This is a genomic window from Rhodococcus sp. MT28, from assembly GCF_058792695.1.
The window spans coordinates 25,993-45,156 of sequence record NZ_JBXAFD010000001.1 but is presented as its reverse complement, the minus strand read 5'-3'; the positions used below and the strand labels follow the sequence as shown (position 1 = coordinate 45,156).

General features: G+C 63.5%; 15 protein-coding genes. 5 read left to right on the top strand and 10 right to left on the bottom strand.

Annotation, left to right across the window (positions count from 1 at the left end; all coding sequences use genetic code 11):
- Positions 1–2: 2 nt before the first annotated feature.
- Positions 3–3,446: a TM0106 family RecB-like putative nuclease gene (locus AC1Q6C_RS00165; RefSeq protein WP_064689331.1), complete on the bottom strand. Its 3,444-nt coding sequence runs from the start codon at positions 3,444–3,446 to the stop codon at positions 3–5.
- An 83-nt stretch (positions 3,447–3,529) separates the two neighbouring features.
- On the opposite strand from AC1Q6C_RS00165, the gene AC1Q6C_RS00160 reads away from it, so the two are divergent.
- A complete protein-coding gene (locus tag AC1Q6C_RS00160; RefSeq protein ID WP_082654941.1) occupies positions 3,530–4,171 on the top strand; it encodes an alpha/beta hydrolase in 642 nt (213 codons plus the stop codon).
- Between the two features lie 5 nt (positions 4,172–4,176).
- Here AC1Q6C_RS00160 and AC1Q6C_RS00155 read toward each other — a convergent pair whose 3' ends face one another.
- Positions 4,177–4,794: a cysteine hydrolase family protein gene (locus AC1Q6C_RS00155; RefSeq protein WP_030536921.1), complete on the bottom strand. Its 618-nt coding sequence runs from the start codon at positions 4,792–4,794 to the stop codon at positions 4,177–4,179.
- A gap of 92 nt (positions 4,795–4,886) precedes the next feature.
- Between AC1Q6C_RS00155 and AC1Q6C_RS00150 the strand changes: the two genes are divergently transcribed.
- The 3 genes from AC1Q6C_RS00150 (at position 4,887) to AC1Q6C_RS00140 (ending at position 8,029) form a co-directional block, all read left to right on the top strand.
- Positions 4,887–5,588, top strand: a complete 702-nt coding sequence (locus tag AC1Q6C_RS00150) for a FadR/GntR family transcriptional regulator (protein WP_007736157.1) — start codon at positions 4,887–4,889, stop codon at positions 5,586–5,588.
- Positions 5,585–6,955: an FAD-binding oxidoreductase gene (locus AC1Q6C_RS00145; protein ID WP_064689332.1), complete on the top strand. Its 1,371-nt coding sequence runs from the start codon at positions 5,585–5,587 to the stop codon at positions 6,953–6,955. Before AC1Q6C_RS00150 ends, AC1Q6C_RS00145 begins: the two co-directional genes overlap by 4 nt.
- An 87-nt stretch (positions 6,956–7,042) precedes the next feature.
- Entirely contained in the window at positions 7,043–8,029 is a 987-nt protein-coding gene (locus tag AC1Q6C_RS00140; protein ID WP_315873714.1) for an NAD-dependent epimerase/dehydratase family protein, read from the top strand.
- Between the two features lie 56 nt (positions 8,030–8,085).
- Here the strand turns inward: AC1Q6C_RS00140 and AC1Q6C_RS00135 are convergent, their stop codons facing one another.
- The 4 genes from AC1Q6C_RS00135 to AC1Q6C_RS00120 form a co-directional block, all read right to left on the bottom strand.
- Positions 8,086–9,873 carry an AMP-dependent synthetase/ligase gene (locus AC1Q6C_RS00135; protein WP_064689333.1) on the bottom strand — a complete coding sequence of 596 codons (1,788 nt, stop codon included), beginning with the start codon at positions 9,871–9,873 and terminating at the stop codon, positions 8,086–8,088.
- A 139-nt stretch (positions 9,874–10,012) separates the two neighbouring features.
- On the bottom strand, positions 10,013–10,711 hold the full coding sequence (locus tag AC1Q6C_RS00130) for a DUF8548 family protein (RefSeq protein ID WP_230358901.1): 699 nt from the start codon (positions 10,709–10,711) through the stop codon (positions 10,013–10,015).
- Positions 10,712–10,837: 126 nt separating this feature from the next.
- Positions 10,838–11,464 carry a phosphoribosyltransferase gene (locus AC1Q6C_RS00125; protein WP_492666308.1) on the bottom strand — a complete coding sequence of 209 codons (627 nt, stop codon included), beginning with the start codon at positions 11,462–11,464 and terminating at the stop codon, positions 10,838–10,840.
- A 55-nt stretch (positions 11,465–11,519) separates the two neighbouring features.
- Positions 11,520–12,347, bottom strand: a complete 828-nt coding sequence (locus tag AC1Q6C_RS00120; RefSeq protein ID WP_050656184.1) for a carbon-nitrogen hydrolase family protein — start codon at positions 12,345–12,347, stop codon at positions 11,520–11,522.
- 102 nt (positions 12,348–12,449) lie between these two features.
- Between AC1Q6C_RS00120 and AC1Q6C_RS00115 the strand changes: the two genes are divergently transcribed.
- Positions 12,450–14,225 (top strand): DEAD/DEAH box helicase, encoded by a 1,776-nt coding sequence (locus AC1Q6C_RS00115; protein WP_003945121.1) that lies wholly within the window; start codon positions 12,450–12,452, stop codon positions 14,223–14,225.
- 106 nt (positions 14,226–14,331) lie between these two features.
- Here the strand turns inward: AC1Q6C_RS00115 and AC1Q6C_RS00110 are convergent, their stop codons facing one another.
- The 4 genes from AC1Q6C_RS00110 to AC1Q6C_RS00095 all read right to left on the bottom strand — a co-directional run bounded on the left by AC1Q6C_RS00110 (position 14,332) and on the right by AC1Q6C_RS00095 (position 18,971).
- Positions 14,332–16,230, bottom strand: a complete 1,899-nt coding sequence (locus AC1Q6C_RS00110; RefSeq protein WP_230358900.1) for an ABC transporter ATP-binding protein — start codon at positions 16,228–16,230, stop codon at positions 14,332–14,334.
- 92 nt (positions 16,231–16,322) lie between these two features.
- Positions 16,323–16,919 carry an AMIN-like domain-containing (lipo)protein gene (locus AC1Q6C_RS00105; RefSeq protein WP_118603935.1) on the bottom strand — a complete coding sequence of 199 codons (597 nt, stop codon included), beginning with the start codon at positions 16,917–16,919 and terminating at the stop codon, positions 16,323–16,325.
- Positions 16,920–16,975: 56 nt separating this feature from the next.
- Positions 16,976–17,386: a YchJ family protein gene (locus tag AC1Q6C_RS00100; protein ID WP_118603938.1), complete on the bottom strand. Its 411-nt coding sequence runs from the start codon at positions 17,384–17,386 to the stop codon at positions 16,976–16,978.
- 22 nt (positions 17,387–17,408) lie between these two features.
- The gene (locus tag AC1Q6C_RS00095) at positions 17,409–18,971 is read right to left on the bottom strand and encodes a long-chain-fatty-acid--CoA ligase (protein WP_230358899.1); all 1,563 of its coding nucleotides are present in this window, start codon (positions 18,969–18,971) and stop codon (positions 17,409–17,411) included.
- Positions 18,972–19,164 lie beyond the last annotated feature (193 nt).

Below are 19,164 nucleotides of genomic sequence, written 5' to 3'. Positions count from 1 at the left end.
GGCTAGCTCGTCAGCCTCATGAACGCGCCCAGTTCGACCAATCCCGCAGGCGTACTGGGCATGTACTGCGTCAACGCGTGCGATCGAACGATGATCGCGCACCACTTGCCGCGTGAGACAGCAACATTGAGACGGTTTCGCGACAGCAGGAACGACATCCCTCGCGGGACGTCCTCGACGGCAGATGCGGCCATCGACACGATTGCCACCGCAGCCTCGCGGCCCTGGAACTTGTCGACGGTCCCGACCTCGACCTCCGTGAGACCGGCCTCGGTGAGATCGCGCTCGACGGTGCCCACCTGGGCGTTGTACGCCGCGACCACGAGAATGTCCGACTGCTCCAGCGGCCTGGTTCCCTCGAACTCGCTCGGGTCGGTCCAAGGCGTGCCGAGAAGGCCCTGGATCTGGCGAACGATTTCCTGGGACTCTTCCGGGGAGTAGGTGGAATTGCCGCGGTGATCGACGAACACCGTGTGTACTCCGGCAGCGAGTCCGTCGAGCTTCCTTGCCGCACTGACGGTTTCCTGGGAACGCAGCTTGCCCTCGTACGACAATGCGGACACGGGCGCACACAGATCCGGGTGCATCCGCCACGTTTTCTCGAGGAAGTAGCCGAGTTCGGGTGGCAGTGCGCCGTGTCCCTCGGCGAGCCAACCGAGTGCCGATTCGTCGACAGGTTCGGGGTGAGTACCTTGGCTCACCTGCGGCAACTGCTGCGGGTCGCCCAGCAGCAACAGGTTTCGCGCGGAAATCGCGACGGCAATGGTGTTCGCCAGCGCGAATTGACCTGCCTCGTCGACCACGAGCAAGTCCAAACTGCCGGCGGGAACACGATCGGTGTTCGCGAAGTCCCATGCAGTGCCGCCGATGACGCAGCCGACGCCTTCCGCTTCGGCGATGAATCCGGCGTATTCCTCGGACGCGATGTCCTGCCATTCCGCGGTCTTGCTGCGGCTGCCCTTCTTTGCGACCAGTGCGGGGTCCACGCCGGCCTTCAGAATGCCGCCAAGCATGTTCTCGACCACCGAATGTGATTGTGCCACCACGCCGATTCGCCAATGGTGTTGTTCGATCAGTGTCTTGACGACACGAGCGCCCGTGTAGGTTTTGCCGGTACCGGGAGGACCTTGCACCGCCACGTAGGAATCGTCGAGGTCGAGAAGTGCGGCGGTGATGGCGTCGGCGTAGTTGTTGTCGGTGCCGACAGGTGGCAGCGCTGAACCCGAGAGGGTTCTCGGGGTGCTGCGCCTGAGAATGTCGACTGCCGCGATGTGTGGCAGTTCGGGCAGGCTCTCGCTGGCGTCGGACGCGGCAGCGGCGATGGACTTCTCCATGCGTCCGGTGGGAATCGGACGACCAGGTGCCAACGCGACAGGGGAATCGATGTATTCGTCACCGCTGAGCAGTTCTTCCACGGTGACCACGTCGAGCCCTTCGGACTTGACGACGGCGGTGACCTTGACGCTGCTGGTGCCGCGCTGGGTGGGGTTCTCGCTTGCAACGGCATCCGGGGAGGGGGTTGCGTAGAGCGCGAACAAATCACTGCCCGGACTCAAAGACGTTCCGGTGCCGAAACTTCCGGTCAATTGGATGTGGCGACGAAACTTCTTCTGCCGCGCGGTGCTCTTGTGCCAGTCCGTTTCGATTTCGGACTGCTCGACCACCATGACGTCGCGGATGTCCACGAGGTCTTCGATCGGTGTGACCAATCGGTCGAAGTGGGCCCACCAGTACGGCTTCCGCTCGCGATTGTGGTAACCGACTGCTGCGGCCAATAGAGCAGCAGCCTGCTGATCGGAGGTGCGTGTCGAACCGGCCTTGTGGCCGGCGAAGTCGCGGAGTGCGATTTCCGATTCGGTGAGTTCTTCGAGTGGAATCTTGATCTGTCCGGTCGGCTCTCGAAGTTCGACGCCGTGTTCTGCGGCGCGCTCGGCGAGCCAATCGCGCAGGCGGAGAGTGGATTCGCAGTCGTACTCGTTGTAGTCGGAGATGCCCTGAAGAAGTTCCCTGGCCTGGTCGGCTTGTCCGCCGTCGCGCAATTCGCAGTAGTCGGCATAAGCGACGACCGAGGCGGCGGCGTTGGTCACGTCACCGTCACGGCCGTGCTCACCCATGTAGAGCGGCTCGAGTTTCTTGATGCTGTACGAGCGTTGTCCGATCCGCAGGCACGCGCGGACGATCGGGTACAGGTCTACGAGCACGTTCTCGCTGAGCAGGGTGTCCACGGTCTGCTCGCCGACACCGTGACGTGCGGCCAAGCGCAACAGCGCCGATTTCTCGTACGCGGCATAGTGGTAGATGTGCATGCCTGGATGAGCTTCTCGACGCGCGGTGACGTAATCGAGGAAGTCGAGGAGCGCCTGGCGCTCACCCTCGCGATCGTGTGCCCAGAACGGCTTGAACACGTAGTCGTCCGCAGGCCCTTCGACCACACCGAACAGATACTCCAACCCCCAATCGGTGGACCCGTCCTCGGCCCAGAGCGGATCGCCCTCGAAGTCGAAGAAGATGTCGCCGTCGTCGGGGATGGGGAGTCCGCCGAGCGCCGAGGGTTCGTAGACCTCGAATTCGGCGTCGCCGGACAGTTCCTGGCGTAGTTGAACCGCTGCCTGTGCACGGAGCTTGTCGAGTGTTTCCCGGCGGATTCCCTCGACTGGGCCGGTGCTCGCGGCGAGTTCGTCGATTGTCGTGATCCCCGAGACGATCAGCTGTTCACGCTGATTGCCGCGGACACCCGCAACCAGCAGCAGGTCTCGATGGCTTTCGACCTCGACGCTGCAGGTGTCGCATCGACCACAACGCAGGTACCGATCGTCGAGCCACTGTGTCGGTTTCCCCTCGGCGCGGTGCTCGTCGAGGACTCGTTCGAGTTCAGCTCTACGTGCCGCGAATACCGGCGCGATGTCTCCGATGTCGTGCGACGACGTGCTGCCGTCGCCTAGCAGTAGATGAACTTGATCGGAGGCGGCAATTGCATTGCGCTCCAACGCATCCGCGTATGCGGCGAGTTGTAGAAGTGCCGACACCTTGGCGTGCCGGGAGAGCTTGCTGTCGTAGACCGCGTAGGTGTCGCCTTCGCGGACGAGGAAATCGCAGAACCCGAGGAATCGGCCGTCGAAAAAGGTTCCCTGATAAATGACTGGCGCGCCCGATCGTGCTGCCTCGACGGTGGCCAACGTGGCAGCGGTCAGGCCTGCGCGTGAGTGTTCCGGTCGCGGCATGACGACGACGCCGTCTCCGTGCTGATCGATGAACTTCTGAAGCTGTTCGCGCTCGTGCGAGTCGCCGAGGCTCGACGTCCGTTCGAGCATCGGATCCGCCTCGGCGGCCTCGGCCGCGATCAGACCGGTTCGGGCGTCGAGTTGCCGCAGCAGTGCGAACTCGCACGAGGCCGCAGCCGAGAGGTCGCTGGCGCTGTAGACGATCTGATCATCGAGTAGGAACACAGGGCGATTGTGCCATCGCTCACCGACAAGGCAACCCACCAGTAACCGCTCACGAGCCGCGGATATCGGTAGCGGCGTGCAGAATGACGATCATGCCTTTCTTCGACGGACGAACCGGTCAGGTGCACTTTCGGCATTGGCCGGCGGCAGGGGGTGCGGTGCCCACGGTGTCACTGGTCTTTCTGCACGGTCTCGGCCAGCACAGCGGGCAGTATCACCGTTTCGCGAGCGCAATGACGGCGTCGGGGATTGACGTGTGGGCGATCGATCACACCGGGCACGGTTTGTCGGAGGGTGATCCGGGAGTCGGGGCTCCTCTCTCCGATCTTGCTGCCGATGCAGCCGCGCTGGCTGACATCGCCTTGGCGGAACTGCCCGACGTTCCGCAGGCGGTGATGGGTCATTCGTTAGGTGCTGTGACTGCGCTGACGGTGCTGGCTCATCGCGATCACGAATTCGCGTCCGCGGTGTTGTGCGGCATCCCGCGCAGTGCGGTCGAGCAACACGGGTGGGCGGAACTCTCCGACGCGGGCATCCCAGTCCTGGTCGTTCACGGTACCGACGACCGGATCGCCCCGGTCGATCCCGTCCGGGACTGGGCGCGGACGCTGCGCAACGTCGAGATGCGTGAGTTCGAGGACGCCGGTCACGACCTGCTGCACGAGAAGGTTCACGCCAGTGTCACCAACGTCAGCCGTGAATTCCTTCTCGCGCATTCCAGGTAGTCCTCTCAGGAGAGCGCGCCGAGCACCTCTTTCGACGTGACGGGATGCGAGAACATCGGGTAGTCGTAGGTGATCGCGTTCTCGTGTTCGGCGACCGAAGTGCCTGCCACGCAATCGGTGAGTGTGATGACCCGGTAACCGTTCTCGTATCCGGTGCGCATGGTCGATTCGACGCAGCAGTTGGTCAGGAAGCCGCCGAGAAGGATCGTGCGAATTCCTTTGCTGCGCAGAATGAAATCGAGGTTGGTGCTGGCAAAAGTGTCGAGTCCGCGCTTGCCCTCGATGACGATGTCGCCGTCTTTCGGAGTGAGGTCGTCGACGATAGCGGCGCCCCACGAACCTTTCACGAAAGCCTTTCCGTCGACGACGCCCTTGAGGATTCCGTACGGATGCGAGGTGATTTCGTTGTACCCCTCGGCGAAGGTGATCGGTGCGTGCATCACGGTGACACCCGCCGCCCGGGCCGCATCGACCAGCGCGGCGGTGTTCGCGAGGAGTCCGTTCGATTCCATGACTGGTGCGACGGCCTCGTGGAGGACACCGCCCTCGGTGGTGAAGTCGTTCTGGTACTCGATGAGCACGACGGCGGTGGTCGCGGGATCCAATTCGAGCTTGTCGGTCATGGTCGGCACCTTCTCTGTTGTGGTCCGGGTCACGAATCTCCTCAATTAAACAGTTTGTCAGACAAGCAGGCAAGGGGTGGTAGCGTCGCGGCATGGATACGACTCCGTTGTCGCGCATGCCGCTCAGCCTTGCCGTGTCGGGAAGAATCCGTGCTGCCATACTCGACGGCTCGCTTCCCGTCGGCGAGGCATTGCCGACCGAACAGGAACTCGCGCAGACGTTCTCGGTGGGGCGATCGACGGTCCGTGAGGCGCTTCGTGTCCTGCAAGCGCAGGGATTGTTGACCGGCGCGGACACCACTTCTACTGCCAGGCCTCGGGTGACGCACGAGCATACGGCCGATTCCGCGGCCACAGCTCTCAGCACGGCGTTGCAGGTGGGTGCAGTTCCATTGGGCGATCTTGTCGAATTGCGAGTGCTGCTCGAAGCTGCTGCGCTGCGCACTGTCGTCGCGGTGCCGAACGGCGCCCGGGATGCGATCGAGCGGATGCGCGTCGCAACCCTTGCCGACGACTCGGTCGCATTCCACGACGCCGATGTCGACTTTCACGTTGCGCTGGCCGGAGCGGGCGGGAACAAGGCGTTCGGGTTGGTCATGACGGTTCTCCGCGACAGCATCGCCGGCTACCTGCTGAGCGAACTCGACTCGCGCGAGAACTCGGCGGCCACGCTCGGCGCACTGTTGGCCGAGCACGAGGGTATCGCCGACGCGATCGAGCGCGGTGCAGCTGACGAGGCCGCCGTTTTGGTCGAGCGCCATGTGCGCGGATTCTACGAAGGACGAACACAATGACCACGAGTATCGATCTGTTGGGTGAACGCTTGCAGAAAGCGGTGGGGGACAGGGCGACAACCGATCCCGACCGAATGGGCGCGTACGTCCGGGATCAATCACTGCTCACCACAGCCGGAACGCCCGCCGCGCTGGTCAAGGCGAAGACGGTTGACGACGTCGTTGCGGTCATGACGGTGGCCCACGAACTCTCCGTTCCCGTGGTGACACGAGGGGCAGGTACCGGGTTGGCCGGCGCCGCCAACGCACTCGACGGATGCATCGTCTTGAGCGTCGCGGGCATGGATCGCATTCTCGAGATCGATCCTGCCGCGCGCACCGCCACGGTGGAGCCCGGAGTGATCAACGGTGACCTGGCGGAAGCTGCTGCACAGCAGGGCCTTTGGTACGTACCGGATCCGGGAAGCCGGTCCATCTCGAGTATCGGCGGCAATCTGGCGACAAATGCAGGCGGCATCTGTTGCGCCAAGTACGGCGTCACCGGTGATCACGTTGCGGCCCTGACGGCGGTACTCGCCGACGGGCGTGTGATCCGTACCGGTGCACGGACGCGCAAAAACGTTGCGGGGCTGGACCTGACACATCTGCTCGTCGGGTCGGAGGGCACTCTCGCGGTCATCGTCGAAGCCACGATGCGGTTGCGTACGGCGCCCACTGCCGCGACCACTGTGGTCGCCTTCTTCGATTCCGCGGAGTCCGCGATCGATGCCGTCCTCGCCGTGTCGGCAGTGGCCGAACCGTGTCAGATGGAGTTGATGGACGACGTCACCATCGGCGCCGTCAATCGGCTGACCAAGATGGGGCTGGACGAATCGGCCGGGGCGATGCTGCTCATCCAGTGCGACGGTAGGTCGGCGGCCGCCGAGGCAGCGGACTGCGCCGCGGCGTGCGAAAGTGCCGGGGCCCGAGAGGTTTTCCACACCGACGATCCGGTGGAAGGTGAAGAGTTCACCGCCGCGCGCCGCATGGCCTTGCCGGCTCTCGAGGCGTTGGGCACGGTACTTCTCGACGACGTCGCGGTGCCGGTGCCGGCGTTGCCGTCCATGTTGGAATGCATTCGTGAAGCGGCCGATCGCCACGGCGTCACGATCGGAACCTTCGGTCACGCCGCCGACGGCAATCTCCACCCGACCATCGTGTTCGACGCTGCCGAATCGGGTGCGCAGGATCGTGCGCGCGGAGCTTTCGACGACATCGTTGCCGGCGCACTGGCGTTGGGCGGAACGATCAGCGGTGAACACGGTATCGGGGTTCTCAAAGCGCCGTACATGGCGGACATGGTCGGCCAGACCGAACGCGAAATGATGCTTGCAGTGAAGGCCGCATTCGATCCGAAGAACATTCTCAATCCCGGACGAGGTATCTGAGCGGTTAGTCCGTGCCTCAGTCGCCGGAAATTGCGCTACCAGACGAACGTGTTGCCGCACGACGCTTTTCAAGTGACGATGGCCCTCATGAAGCTGTTGATGCTCGGAGGAACACGGTTCCTCGGCCGCGCTCTCGTCGATGACGCTTTGGCTCGGGGCTGGGAAGTGACAGTGCTCCATCGTGGGCTCACCGGAGCGCCACCACCTACAGCGGAGGTCCTGTTCGCGGATCGCACCGATCAGCGTGCGATGGTTGATGCGCTCGGTGATCGTCGATGGGATCTTGTCGTCGACACCTGGTCGGGTAGCCCCCGAGTGGTCGGTGAGAATGCACGCGTTTTGCGCGGTCACGTCGACCGGTACGCATACATCTCCAGTGGATCCGTCTACCAATGGGGCTTGCACGTAGACGAGACCTCACCAGTGGTGGCCGCATCTGCGACCTCCGATGACTACAGCGATTACGCGTCCGCCAAACGCGGGGCCGAACTCGCTGTCCTGGAATCCTTCCCGGACGCGTTACTCGCGAGGGCAGGTTTGATCCTCGGCCCGCGCGAGGACATCGGGCGGTTGCCGTGGTGGCTGCAGCGCATCGCGGCGGGCGGACGTGTCGTTGCTCCCGGAGTGCCGACCAGACCGTTGCAGTACGTCGATGCCCGCGACATCGCAACCTTTGTCCTGGCCGGACTGGCCGCCGGGATCAGCGGGGCGTACGACGTCATCAGCCCGTCCGGCCACACCACTACCTCCGGGCTCCTCCAGGCGTGCGTGGATGCCACCGGTTCGGACGCTGAACTCGTGTGGATCGACGAGGACAGGCTGGCCGCTGCGGGAGTGCAGCCGTGGACACAACTTCCGTGTTGGGTTCCGCAAGAGGGCGAGTTCGCGGGCTTCCTCGAAGCCGACACCGCCAAGGCGGGGCAAGCAGGGCTGCGGTGCCGGCCCGTCGAAGACACCGTGCGCGATACCTGGGAGTGGATGCAGCGAGAAACTCTGCCGACTCAGCGGGAGGATCGTGCGGTGCACGGCCTTCCATCCGAGATCGAAGAGGAACTACTCTGCGCCGGACAGTGAAACGAGTCTGGCCCGGTTCGCATTCGAACCGGGCCAGACTCGTGAAAGACGATCGATCAGGCGTACAGGTCGCTGATCTTGGTCTTGTGAGCTTCGTGAATGATGTTGCGCTTGAGCTTGAGCGTCGGCGTCAATTCACCGGTCTCCTGGGTGAAGTCGACCTCGAGGATCGTGTACTTCTTGATCTGCTCGGGGTTGGAGACCTTCTTGTTCGCGTCGGCAACGGCCGAGTCGATCTCGGCGATCAGGTCGGCGTTCTTCACCAGATCGGCAATCGGGGTGCCGGCGGGCAGGCCGTTGCGCTCGACCCAACCGGGCAGAGTCTCCGGATCGAGGGTGATCAGTGCACCGATGAACGGCTGACCGTCGCCGACGACGAGGCACTGGCTGATCAGAGCGTGCGCGCGCAGGGAATCTTCGAGGCCTGCCGGTGCGACGTTCTTGCCGCCCGCGGTGACGATGATTTCCTTCTTGCGTCCGGTGATGGAGACGTAGCCCTCGTTGTCGATCGAGCCGAGGTCGCCGGTGTGGAACCAGCCGTCGACGATGGATTCGGCAGTGGCCTTCTCGTTGTGCCAGTAGCCGGCGAACACGACCGGGCCCTGCAGGAGGAGTTCGCCGTCCTCGGCGATCCGTGCTGCATGGCCGTTGATCGGCTTGCCGACGGTGCCGACGCGCTGCGCGCTCGAGGTGTTGACGGTGATTGCGGCGCTGGTCTCGGTGAGTCCGTAGCCCTCGTAGATCGGGATGCCGACGCCGCGGAAGTAGTGGCCGAGGCGCGCGCCGAGGGCTGCGCCACCGGAGACTGCACGCTCGCACTCGCCACCCAGAGCTGCACGCAACTTCGAGTAGACGAGCTTGTCGAATACCGCGTGCTTGAGCTTGAGTGCCAGGCCGGGGCCACCCTTTTCGAGGGATTCGCTGTATTCGATGGCGGTGGCAGCAGCCTTGTCGAAGATGCTGCCCTTACCGCCGTCGACTGCCTTCTGGCGAGCCGAGTTGTACACCTTCTCGAACACGCGGGGCACCGAGAGGATGAAGTTGGGCTTGAAGCCGGCGAACTGATCGAGCAGCGTCGTCAGGTCCGACGTGTGGGCGACGGTGACCTTGGCGTCGAAAGCGCCGAAGGAGATCGCCCGCGCGAATACGTGGGCAAGCGGCAGGAACATCAGAGTCTTCTTGCCGGGAACCATGGACTCCGGCATCGCCAGGCGGCAGGCGTTGGACTCGGCGTAGAAGTTGGAGTGCGTCAGCTGGACACCCTTGGGGCGTCCGGTGGTTCCGGAGGTGTAGATCAGGGTCGCGGGCGAGGCGGCGGTGACCTGGTGACGACGAGTGTGCAGTTCTTCGTCGGTGATTGCCGAACCGCGACTGGACAGCTCGTCGATCGCACCCGACTCGATGACAAGAACCTCGCGGAGGGCTTCTGCGCCGTCGGTGACTTCCTTGTGAGTCTCCGCGTGCTTGGCCGTTTCGACGACCAGAAGTGTCGTCGCTGAATCCTCGAGGATCCACTGCGCCTGATCAGGGGAGGAGGTCTCGTAGATCGCGACGGTGCATCCGCCGGCAGTCCAGATGGCGTAGTCGAGAACGACCCACTCGTAGCGAGTCGCGGACAGGATAGCGACGCGGTCGCCGAGCTCGACACCTGACGCGATCAGGCCCTTGGCAACTGCGGAGACCTGCTTCGCGAATTCAGCTGCAGTGACGTCGACCCATCCACCGTTCGACGGCCTCTTGAACGGCACGAATGTGGGGTCTTCTTCGGCGTGACGGAACACGGAGTCGGCCATGGATACGTTCTCCGGAATTGAGAACGACTGTGGAACTGAGAACTCGCGCACTATTGACCCCTCCAGTGACTACTGACATTTCTGATGTGCATTGCATCACATTAGTCGTCATTTTGCACTGTCGTTACTATTCGGTAGAACTGGTCGGGCGCTGACCTGCAGTTTAGTGTGACCGCCTGTTTACAGGTACTCAGGCGACGTGTTGGAGCGTGCGACCGTGCACGGACAGCCACCGCCGAATTGCGTAGTCCAATCGGTCCGGATCCACTCCGAGTTGCTCTGCAGTAGCTGCAAGGATCTCCGAGGTGTCTCCCGGCAACTCGGTGGTGCCGAGTGTCGCGCTGATGAAGGTGTCGGCAGCGGTCCCCAGATCGGTGTGCGGAATTCCGGCCAACATCAACAGGTGGGCCCAGGTCACTTCGGAACCGTCTCCGCACGCGTCCATCCAGGCATGGTGAACGGCTTCGAGAGCGTTGTCGGAATCAGCGGCCGACAGCAGGTCCTCGACGCTGTTGATCCGCAAGTGATGGAGTTTCTCGGCGACCTGTTGGATGTGCCGTGCCTCGATCGGGACACCCGTCGCCGTGTAGCGACGCTTGTACGAGCCGATCTTGCCTGCCCACTGGTCCGAACTGCCGGCTTCCTCGAAGGTGCGGAGTAGTTCACGTGCGCCATCCGTGACGGGTTTGTCCTCGCGGGCTTTCCGGTACGCCAGGTAGCGATCGACGACGGTCACTTCGCTGTGACCCGACGTGGACTGAACGGATTCGATGATGCACAGGGCGAGGCTCTGTCGATAAGCGTCTGACGCAACCCAGGCGGAAGGGTCGCCCAGGCGGTCACGGCACGCAGCTGCGACGGCGTCGACGGTATCGGTCGAGATGGTCACGGTTCCTCCAGAAAGCCGAATTCTTTTTGTTCCATTTGGGCTATCGGCACCGAGGAGCGAAATGTTGCACACATCACAAATTCTCAGAGATCTCTTGGACTGTGCTCAGGCTGGAGAGGTGTGCACTCAGGCGAGGAAGGACAGCACTTCGTCGTCGCTGAGTTGATGAAAGTCCTCGAATGCAGCACCGACGCCGCCTAACAGGGCAGGAACGAAGGGGCAGACGACCCGATCGGCGGAGCACGCGATCACTCTCATGGCTTCGGGGGACGCTACTGGGACAGCGACGATCACGGAGGCGGCACCCGCGGTGCGCGCGCATCGGCAGGCAACGGCGGCACTCGCGCCCGTAGCCATTCCGTCGTCGACGATCACCGCAGTGCGTCCGTGGAGGGAAACCGGGGTCCGCCCCTCGCGCAGGAGATGCGCCCGCCGTTCCAATTCGGTTCGCTCGTCGCGTTCGACGGCGACGAGTTCTCTTTTCGAGACGCGAACCGCTGCGATGACGTCGTGGTTGAGGACCCGCACGCCGCCCTCACCGATGGCGCCCATCGCCAGTTCCGGGTTGTACGGACTGCCGAGCTTGCGCACCACCACGATGCCGAGCGGAGCGTTCAATGCCGCAGCCACCTCGGCTGCGACCGGAACTCCGCCGCGCGGGAGTCCGAGAACGACGGGCTTGTCGATACGCAAGGTCTCGAGCCGCCCGGCCAGAAATTTGCCGGCGGAAGATCGATCCCGATACTGGGTCACTGCGTTGTCCTCGAGAAGCTCGAACCCCGACCAGTTCGACGCTACTCGCTGCAGGTCACCGCGACGAGACTGTGAACCTCCGCAGCGCGAGAGCGGGATTCTTCTCGCGTACCTCGGCGATGCGAGCAGCCGAAACGAGTGCGGTTGCGACCCCGACCTGCTCGCCAAGTGAACACATCACGACGCCCATCGGGTCGACGATCATGCTGGCACCCGCGCCGCCGCGCGCGCTCTGATCTGCCGCTGCGATGTACATCGTGTTCTCGATGGCCCGGGCGCGCACGAGAGTGGTCCAGTGGTCTTCCTTGAGCGGCCCCGGCACCCACTGGGCGGGCAGGAGCAAGATGTCTGCGCCGACGTCGACGATGCGCCGGGTGACTTCCGGGAAGCGCAGGTCGTAGCAGGTCTGGAGGCCGAAGGTCAGGCCGTCGCACCCGAAGGTCTGCGGTTCGGTGATCTCGCCCGCGCGGATCACGGCCGACTCCTGGTAACCGAAAGCGTCGTAAAGATGCAGTTTCCGGTAGGTCGCCACCAGTTCGCCGTTCGGGTCCATCGCGACGAGGGTGTTGGAGATTCTGCTCACGTCGTCGATCCGCTCGTTCATTCCTGCCACGAGGAAGATTCCGAACTCCGCGGCGACCGACGCCAGCGCCGAACCGAATTCGCCGTCCAGGTCCTCCGCGGACTCGATCAAACGCTCATCCGTCTTCGGTGCGGTGAACATCGAGTATTCCGGCGCCACGACAACTTTCGCGCCGCGTGCTGCTGCATCGGAAGCCAGTGATCGCAGTGATTCGAGGTTGGCTTTCTTGTCCGTCCCCGGGGCGAATTGGGCAATCGCGACAACGGTCTGGGAGGGGGTGGCTGCGGTGGCTTCGGTCATGCTTCCTACGCTAGGCGAAACCCTCTGGGAGGGTGGATCTGTCGTAAAAGCACCCCCGGTATGTCGTCGTGTCTATACTCTATCCGCTAAACTGCTGGTCAAATGAGTGATATTGAGCGTGACCCCGAACCCCCAACATTTGCCGACCTCGACATCGATGATCGGGTACTGAAGGCACTGTCAGACGTGGGCTACGAGTCGCCCTCGCCCATTCAGGCTGCCACCATTCCGCCACTGCTCGAAGGCAAGGACGTCGTCGGTCTCGCACAGACCGGTACCGGCAAGACCGCAGCCTTCGCAGTTCCCGTTCTGTCGCGGATCGACACGTCGATCAAGCAGACCCAGGCGCTGGTGCTTGCTCCCACGCGTGAGCTGGCGCTTCAGGTTGCCGAGGCCTTCGGCAAGTACTCCGCGCACATCCCCGGACTCAACGTGCTGCCGATTTACGGTGGCCAGAGCTACGGCGTCCAGCTGTCCGGACTGCGCCGCGGTGCGCACGTCGTCGTCGGTACGCCTGGTCGTGTCATCGACCATCTCGAAAAGGGCACCCTGGATCTGACCAATCTCAAGTACCTCGTTCTGGACGAGGCCGACGAGATGCTCAAGATGGGCTTCCAGGAGGACGTCGAGCGCATCCTCCGCGACACCCCCGGCGACAAGCAGGTCGCTCTGTTCTCGGCAACGATGCCCGGCTCGATTCGCCGGATCTCGAAGCAGTACCTGAACAATCCGGTCGAGATCACCGTCAAGTCCAAGACGTCGACCGCCTCGAACATCACGCAGCGCTACATTCAGGTTGCTCATCAGCGCAAGCTCGATGCACTGACCCGCGTCCTCGAGGTCGAGGCTTTCGAGGCGATGATCATCTTCGTCCGTACCAAGCAGGCCACCGAAGACCTGGCGGAGAAGCTGCGGGCCCGCGGGCACTCGGCTGCCGCGATCAACGGCGACATCGTCCAGGCACAGCGTGAGCGGACCATCGGTCAGCTCAAGAACGGCGCCCTCGACATCCTCGTCGCGACCGACGTTGCTGCTCGAGGCCTCGACGTGGATCGAATCTCCCACGTCGTCAACTACGACATCCCGCATGACACGGAGTCGTACGTCCACCGCATCGGTCGTACCGGCCGCGCCGGTCGTCAGGGTGACGCGTTGCTGTTCGTCGCCCCGCGTGAGCGTCATCTGCTCAAGTCCATCGAGAAGGCGACCCGTCAGCCGCTTGCGGAGATGCAGCTTCCCAGTGTCGACGACGTCAACGCTCAGCGCGTGGCCAAGTTCGGTGACTCCATCACCGAGAGCCTGGCCTCGGAGAATCTCGCGATGTTCCGCAAGATGATCGAGGACTACGACCAGGAACACGACGTTCCGCTCATCGACATCGCTGCCGCTCTGGCGTTGCAGTCGCGCGACGGCGAAGCATTCTTGCTTTCTCCCGAGCCGCCGGCACCGCCGCGTCGTGAGCGCGAGCCTCGTGAACCACGTCCTCCCCGTCGTTTCGACGATGGCCCGGCCCCGCGCTCGCGTGGGCCCGAGGGCCAGGAGTTGGCTGCTTACCGCATTGCAGTCGGCAAGCGTCACCGCGTCGTTCCGGGTGCCATCGTCGGTGCCATCGCCAACGAGGGTGGGCTTCGTCGAAGCGACTTCGGGCACATCAGCATTCGCCCGGATCACAGCATCGTCGAGCTGCCGGCCGACCTCTCCAACGAGACTCTCGAAGCTTTGCGTCGCACACGCATCTCCGGCGTCCTGATCCAGCTGCAGCCTGATTTCGGGCCGCCGCAGGGACGTCCGAGTGGCCGTGGCGACCGTGGTGGCCGGGACGATCGCGGTGGACGTGACGACCGCCGCGGTGGCGGACGCGATCGCTACAACGACTGACCTACAGCTTCAACGACTGACATGAAGACTGAAACAGGCGCTGCCCTCCGCGAGGAGGACAGCGCCTGTTTTCTGTGTGTGTGTGTGGGCAAGGCGCTGCGCGGTATCAGATCGGCGTCGGTGCGAGGGCGCCGTTCTTCCGGGCGTTGGTGTCGAACTGCGTGCGGTACAACTCGGCGTAGCGGCCACCGCGCGCGAGCAGTTCCTCATGGTTTCCGCGCTCGACGATCTGGCCTGCCTCGACGACAAGGATCAGGTCCGCGGAACGGATCGTCGACAATCGGTGAGCGATCACCACCGCAGTCCGCCCGGCGAGTGCTTCGCCGAGTGCTTCCTGAACCGCAGCTTCCGACGTCGAGTCGAGATGCGCGGTGGCCTCGTCCAAGATGACGACGCGAGGCTGGGCCAGGAGCAGGCGTGCGATGGTCAGGCGTTGACGCTCGCCGCCCGAGAGGCGGTAACCGCGTTCACCCACCACCGTCTCCAATCCGTCGGGCAGCGACGCAACCAGGTCGGTGAGCCGTGCGCGCTCCAGAACCTCACGCAGATCTTCTTCGGTGGCATCCGGTCGCGCAAGGAGCAGGTTGGATCGAAGGCTCTCGTGGAACAGGTGCCCGTCCTGCGTGACCATGCCGACGGTCTCCCGGATGGAATCGGCACTGAGGTCGCGGACGTCGACGCCGCCCAACTCGACCGAACCGGAGTCGATGTCGTAGAGGCGCGGAATCATCTGCGCCACGGTCGACTTTCCGGCACCGGACGTGCCGACCAAGGCGACCATCTGTCCTGCTTCGGTGCGGAACGACAGGTTGTGCAACACGTCCTCGCCGCCGCGGGTGTCGAGGATCGCGACTTCCTCCAGGGACGCGAGAGACACCTTGTCCGCGGATGGGTAAGCAAAAGTGACGTTCTTGAACTCGACGGACACCGGGCCCTGCGGCACCGTGCGTGCATCGGGCTTCTCGGTGATGAGCGGCGCCAGATCGAGAATCTCGAATACCCGCTCGAAGCTGACCAGGGCGCTCATGACGTCCACCCGGGCGCTGGCCAGTGCGGTCAACGGCGAGTACAGCCGCGTCAACAACAATGCCATCGCCACGACGGCGCCTGCGTCCAACTGTCCGCGCAGCGCGTAGAAACCGCCGAGTCCGTAGACGAGGGCAAGAGCAAGGGCCGAGACCAGCGTCAGCGCTGTGACGAAGACGGACTGAAGCATTGCGGTCCGGACTCCGATGTTGCGCACACGCCTGGCGCGAACCGCGAACTCCGCAGATTCTTGCGACGGGCGGCCGAACAGCTTGACCAGAGTCGCGCCGGGAGCGGAGAACCGCTCCGTCATCTGGGTGCTCATGAGCGAATTATGGTTGGCTGCTTCACGATTGAGTGCTGCAAGTTTTGCGCCCATGCGCCGTGCGGGGATGACGAAGATCGGGAGAAGTAGCAGCGCGAGGACGGTGATCTGCCAGGAGATCCCGAGCATGACGATCAGCGTGATCACCAGGGTGACCAGATTGCTGACCACTCCGGACAAGGTGTCGCTGAAGGCGCGCTGAGCGCCGATGACGTCGTTGTTGAGACGGCTGACCAGTGCTCCGGTTCGAGTTCTGGTGAAGAACGCGATGGGCATCTTCTGGACGTGATCGAAGACGGTGGTGCGCAGATGCAGGATCAGGTCTTCGCCGATGCTGGCCGAGAGCCACCGGGTCAACAGTCCCAGAGCGGCTTCGAGAAGTGCAACCAGTGCGATCAGGGCGGCAAGTTTGACGACCACGTCGACGGCGTCGCCGCCGACTATCGCGTTGACCACGCGCCCGGCCAGGACAGGTGTTGCCACGGCAAGCGCAGCAGTGACGACACTCAGTACGAGGTACCAGCTGAGGTTGCGTTTCTGTGGAACTGCGAACTTCGCGATCCGCTTCAGTGTCGCCTTCGAGAACGGGCGCCGATCTTCTTGCGCGTGCATCGCGTTGTACATCGCGTTCCACGCGGTGACTTCCATACTCATGACTTCGCCCCTCCGGTCGCCGGCAACGAAGATTACGTGGCCGGTACGACACGAAGGTAGAACCTCAACCAAACTTCAGGTCAAGTGCGGCCTCAGCGGGCCACGTCGACCACCACGCGAGGAGGGTCGCTGAGCGTCGTGACCGTGAACGGCTGCTTCTCGGTCACGCCGATGAACGACTGCGTCACTCCCTCGAAGACGTTGGACCCGTTGACCTCGGTCACGACTCCGCCGACGCCGGGGACCGGGTTGGGGCCGGAGTACTGCTCGACTCCGCTGTCGAAGGGATATGCGGAACCGTCGATCAGGACCTGGATCAAAGCGGCACCCTTGATGTCCACGGGCTTACCGCTGCCTTCCTGCGTCGCCGCGTCGACGTACTTGACGCGCCAACCGGGTGTGCCGGTTCCGCCCATTTCGTAGACGACACGATCGAATCCGTCGTGCTCGCCCACTCGGATGTCGACGACGGTGAGCTTGGATTCGGTGCCCGCAGCCGACGTCTTGTCGGAGCTGTCCGTCGGGACTGGTTCTGTGGTCGACGCTGCTGCACTCGAGGTCGAGGTCGAGGTGACGGCCGAGGTGGCTGCCGTGGGAGTGGTCTCCGCGTCCTGCGAACAGGCAGTCAGGCTCACGCCCACTGCGATGGCAGCGACAGCGGCAAATGATCTCGTCCGGTTCGTTGTCATGACTCGATCGTAGGGCTCGCGTTATCGGGATCCGCGGCGGCGGTGCCCGGAGTTACCTAACCGATATCGCCGTCGACATAGAGCCACTTACCCTCTGTTCGCGCAAATCGACTGCGTTCGTGGAGCATTCCCCGCTCGCGTCCGAATGTGTAGTGAGCGCGAAATTCCACGACGCCGTCGGAATCGAACAGCCCGCCCCGTTCGGTGTCCAGGATCTCCAACCGGAGCCATTTCTGGTCGGGGTCGAGATCGAGTTGGGCTGGGCGATGGTCGGGATGCCAAGTCTGCGTGAGATATTCGTCGTCCATCACAGCGAAAGCCGTGTAACGCGAACGCATCAGGGTTTCGGCGGTCGGTGCGTGCGCTACTCCGCTGATGTACTTGCCGCAGCATCCGGCCAACGCGTTGCCGCTGCCGCACGGGCACGGATCGGTCGGATTGGGTGTGGTGGGGCGGCGCGAAGTCACCGCCCCATTACAGCACGCGAACTCAGACCAGTTTGTGTTCGCGGTTCTCCCAGTACGGTTTGCGGAGGTCGCGTTTGAGGATCTTTCCGGTGGGATTGCGGGGAAGAATCTCGACGACGTCGATACTGGTCGGGCACTTGAACTTTGCGAGGCGTTCCTGTGTATAGGTGATCAGATCGGCTTCGTCGATCTGCGCTTCGGCAGTGAGAACCACGACAGCCTTGACGGTTTCACCCCAACGGTCGTCGGGAACGCCGATGACCGCGACCTCGGCGATTGCCGGATGCTCCACCAGTACTCGTTCGATCTCGGGGGAGTAGACGTTCTCGCCGCCGGTGATGATCATGTCCTTGAGGCGGTCCTCGATGAAGACGAACCCGCCGGAGTCGGCGCGGCCCATGTCGCCGCTACGCAGCCACCCGTCTGCGGTAATCGTTTCGGCCGTCGCCTCGGGCTTACCCAGGTATCCGGGTGTGCACTGTTCGGATCGCCACCACAGCTCACCGGTCGTTCCGGTGGGCACGTCCGCGAGCGTGACGGGGTCCACCACGCGCATCTCGACGCCGGGGATCGCCGTACCTGCTGATGCCATGCGCTCGACCTGCGACTCGTCGCGGTGAACGTCCGGCATCAACGCGGTAATGACGCCTGCCATTTCGGTCATGCCGTAGACCTGCACGAATTCGGTGTCCGGCCACGCTGCGAGTGCCGCGCGCAACAGTGGGAGCGGCATGGGGGCGGCGCCGTAGGTGATGCGTTTGAATGCTTTGAAGGCGGCGACCGCCTGCTCGCCTGCGGCCAGGACTCCGGCAATGACCGGTGGGACGAGAAAGGCGATGTTGGCTCCGGCGGCGAGACCGGCGAAGATCGACGGTCCGTCGGCTTCTCTCGTGAAGTAACAGCGGCCACCGGTGTGAATTGCCATGATGGCGTAGCACGTTCCGCCGACGTGGAACATCGGCATCGCGATCAAGAATCGGTGATCCTCGTGGGCCGGCAGGATTTCGAGGACATTGTTGCTGTGCGCGAACAGGTTTCGATGCGTGAGCTGGACACCTTTGGGGCGACCGGTCGTCCCGGAACTGTAGAGAACCAGAGCGGTGGCATCGGGGCTCACCTCGGGGCGGGAGTGCAGCGGTGTGACCTCGTCGATCCACGGCTCGAATTCGTCGTGTTCACCGCCGACGGCGAAGATCGATTCGACGGCCGTCAAGCGGTCTCGCATCGCGACGACCTGGGGGAGTAGTTCGCTGCCGACGAACAGAATGCGAGCGCCACAGTCCGCGAGGACGTAATCCAGCTCTTCGCTCGAAAGTCGCCAGTTGGGAACGACATTCGCGGCGCCGAGTAGTGAGGCGGCGTAGGTGACTTCGAGACAGGACAGATGATTCTTGTCGACGAACGCGACAGTGTCGCCGGCACCGATGCCTGATTCGGCGAGGGCGGCGGCGATACGCAAGATGCGGTCCCGCCACTGAGCCCACGTGAATTCGGTCCCTTGGAAGGTCATCGCTGCTTGATCAGGCTTGACCGTCGCCCAGTGCTCTAGCCGATCGAAAATGATTCCAGCGGTGGCGTCGGACATTCGGCCGCCTCTCTCGTGTGATTGGTGTCACAAGGTTAATGTGCGCCCGGTCTTCGTATCGCTGTTTCCAGTCAATGCGCACAAGCAGGAGGGGTCGCATTCCCCCGACCCTGACCGGCTCGGCCGCAGATATCAGGGTGGTCCCCGATGGCGGGCGCGCCCGCCACCCGACAGGATGGAACCAACCATTGCG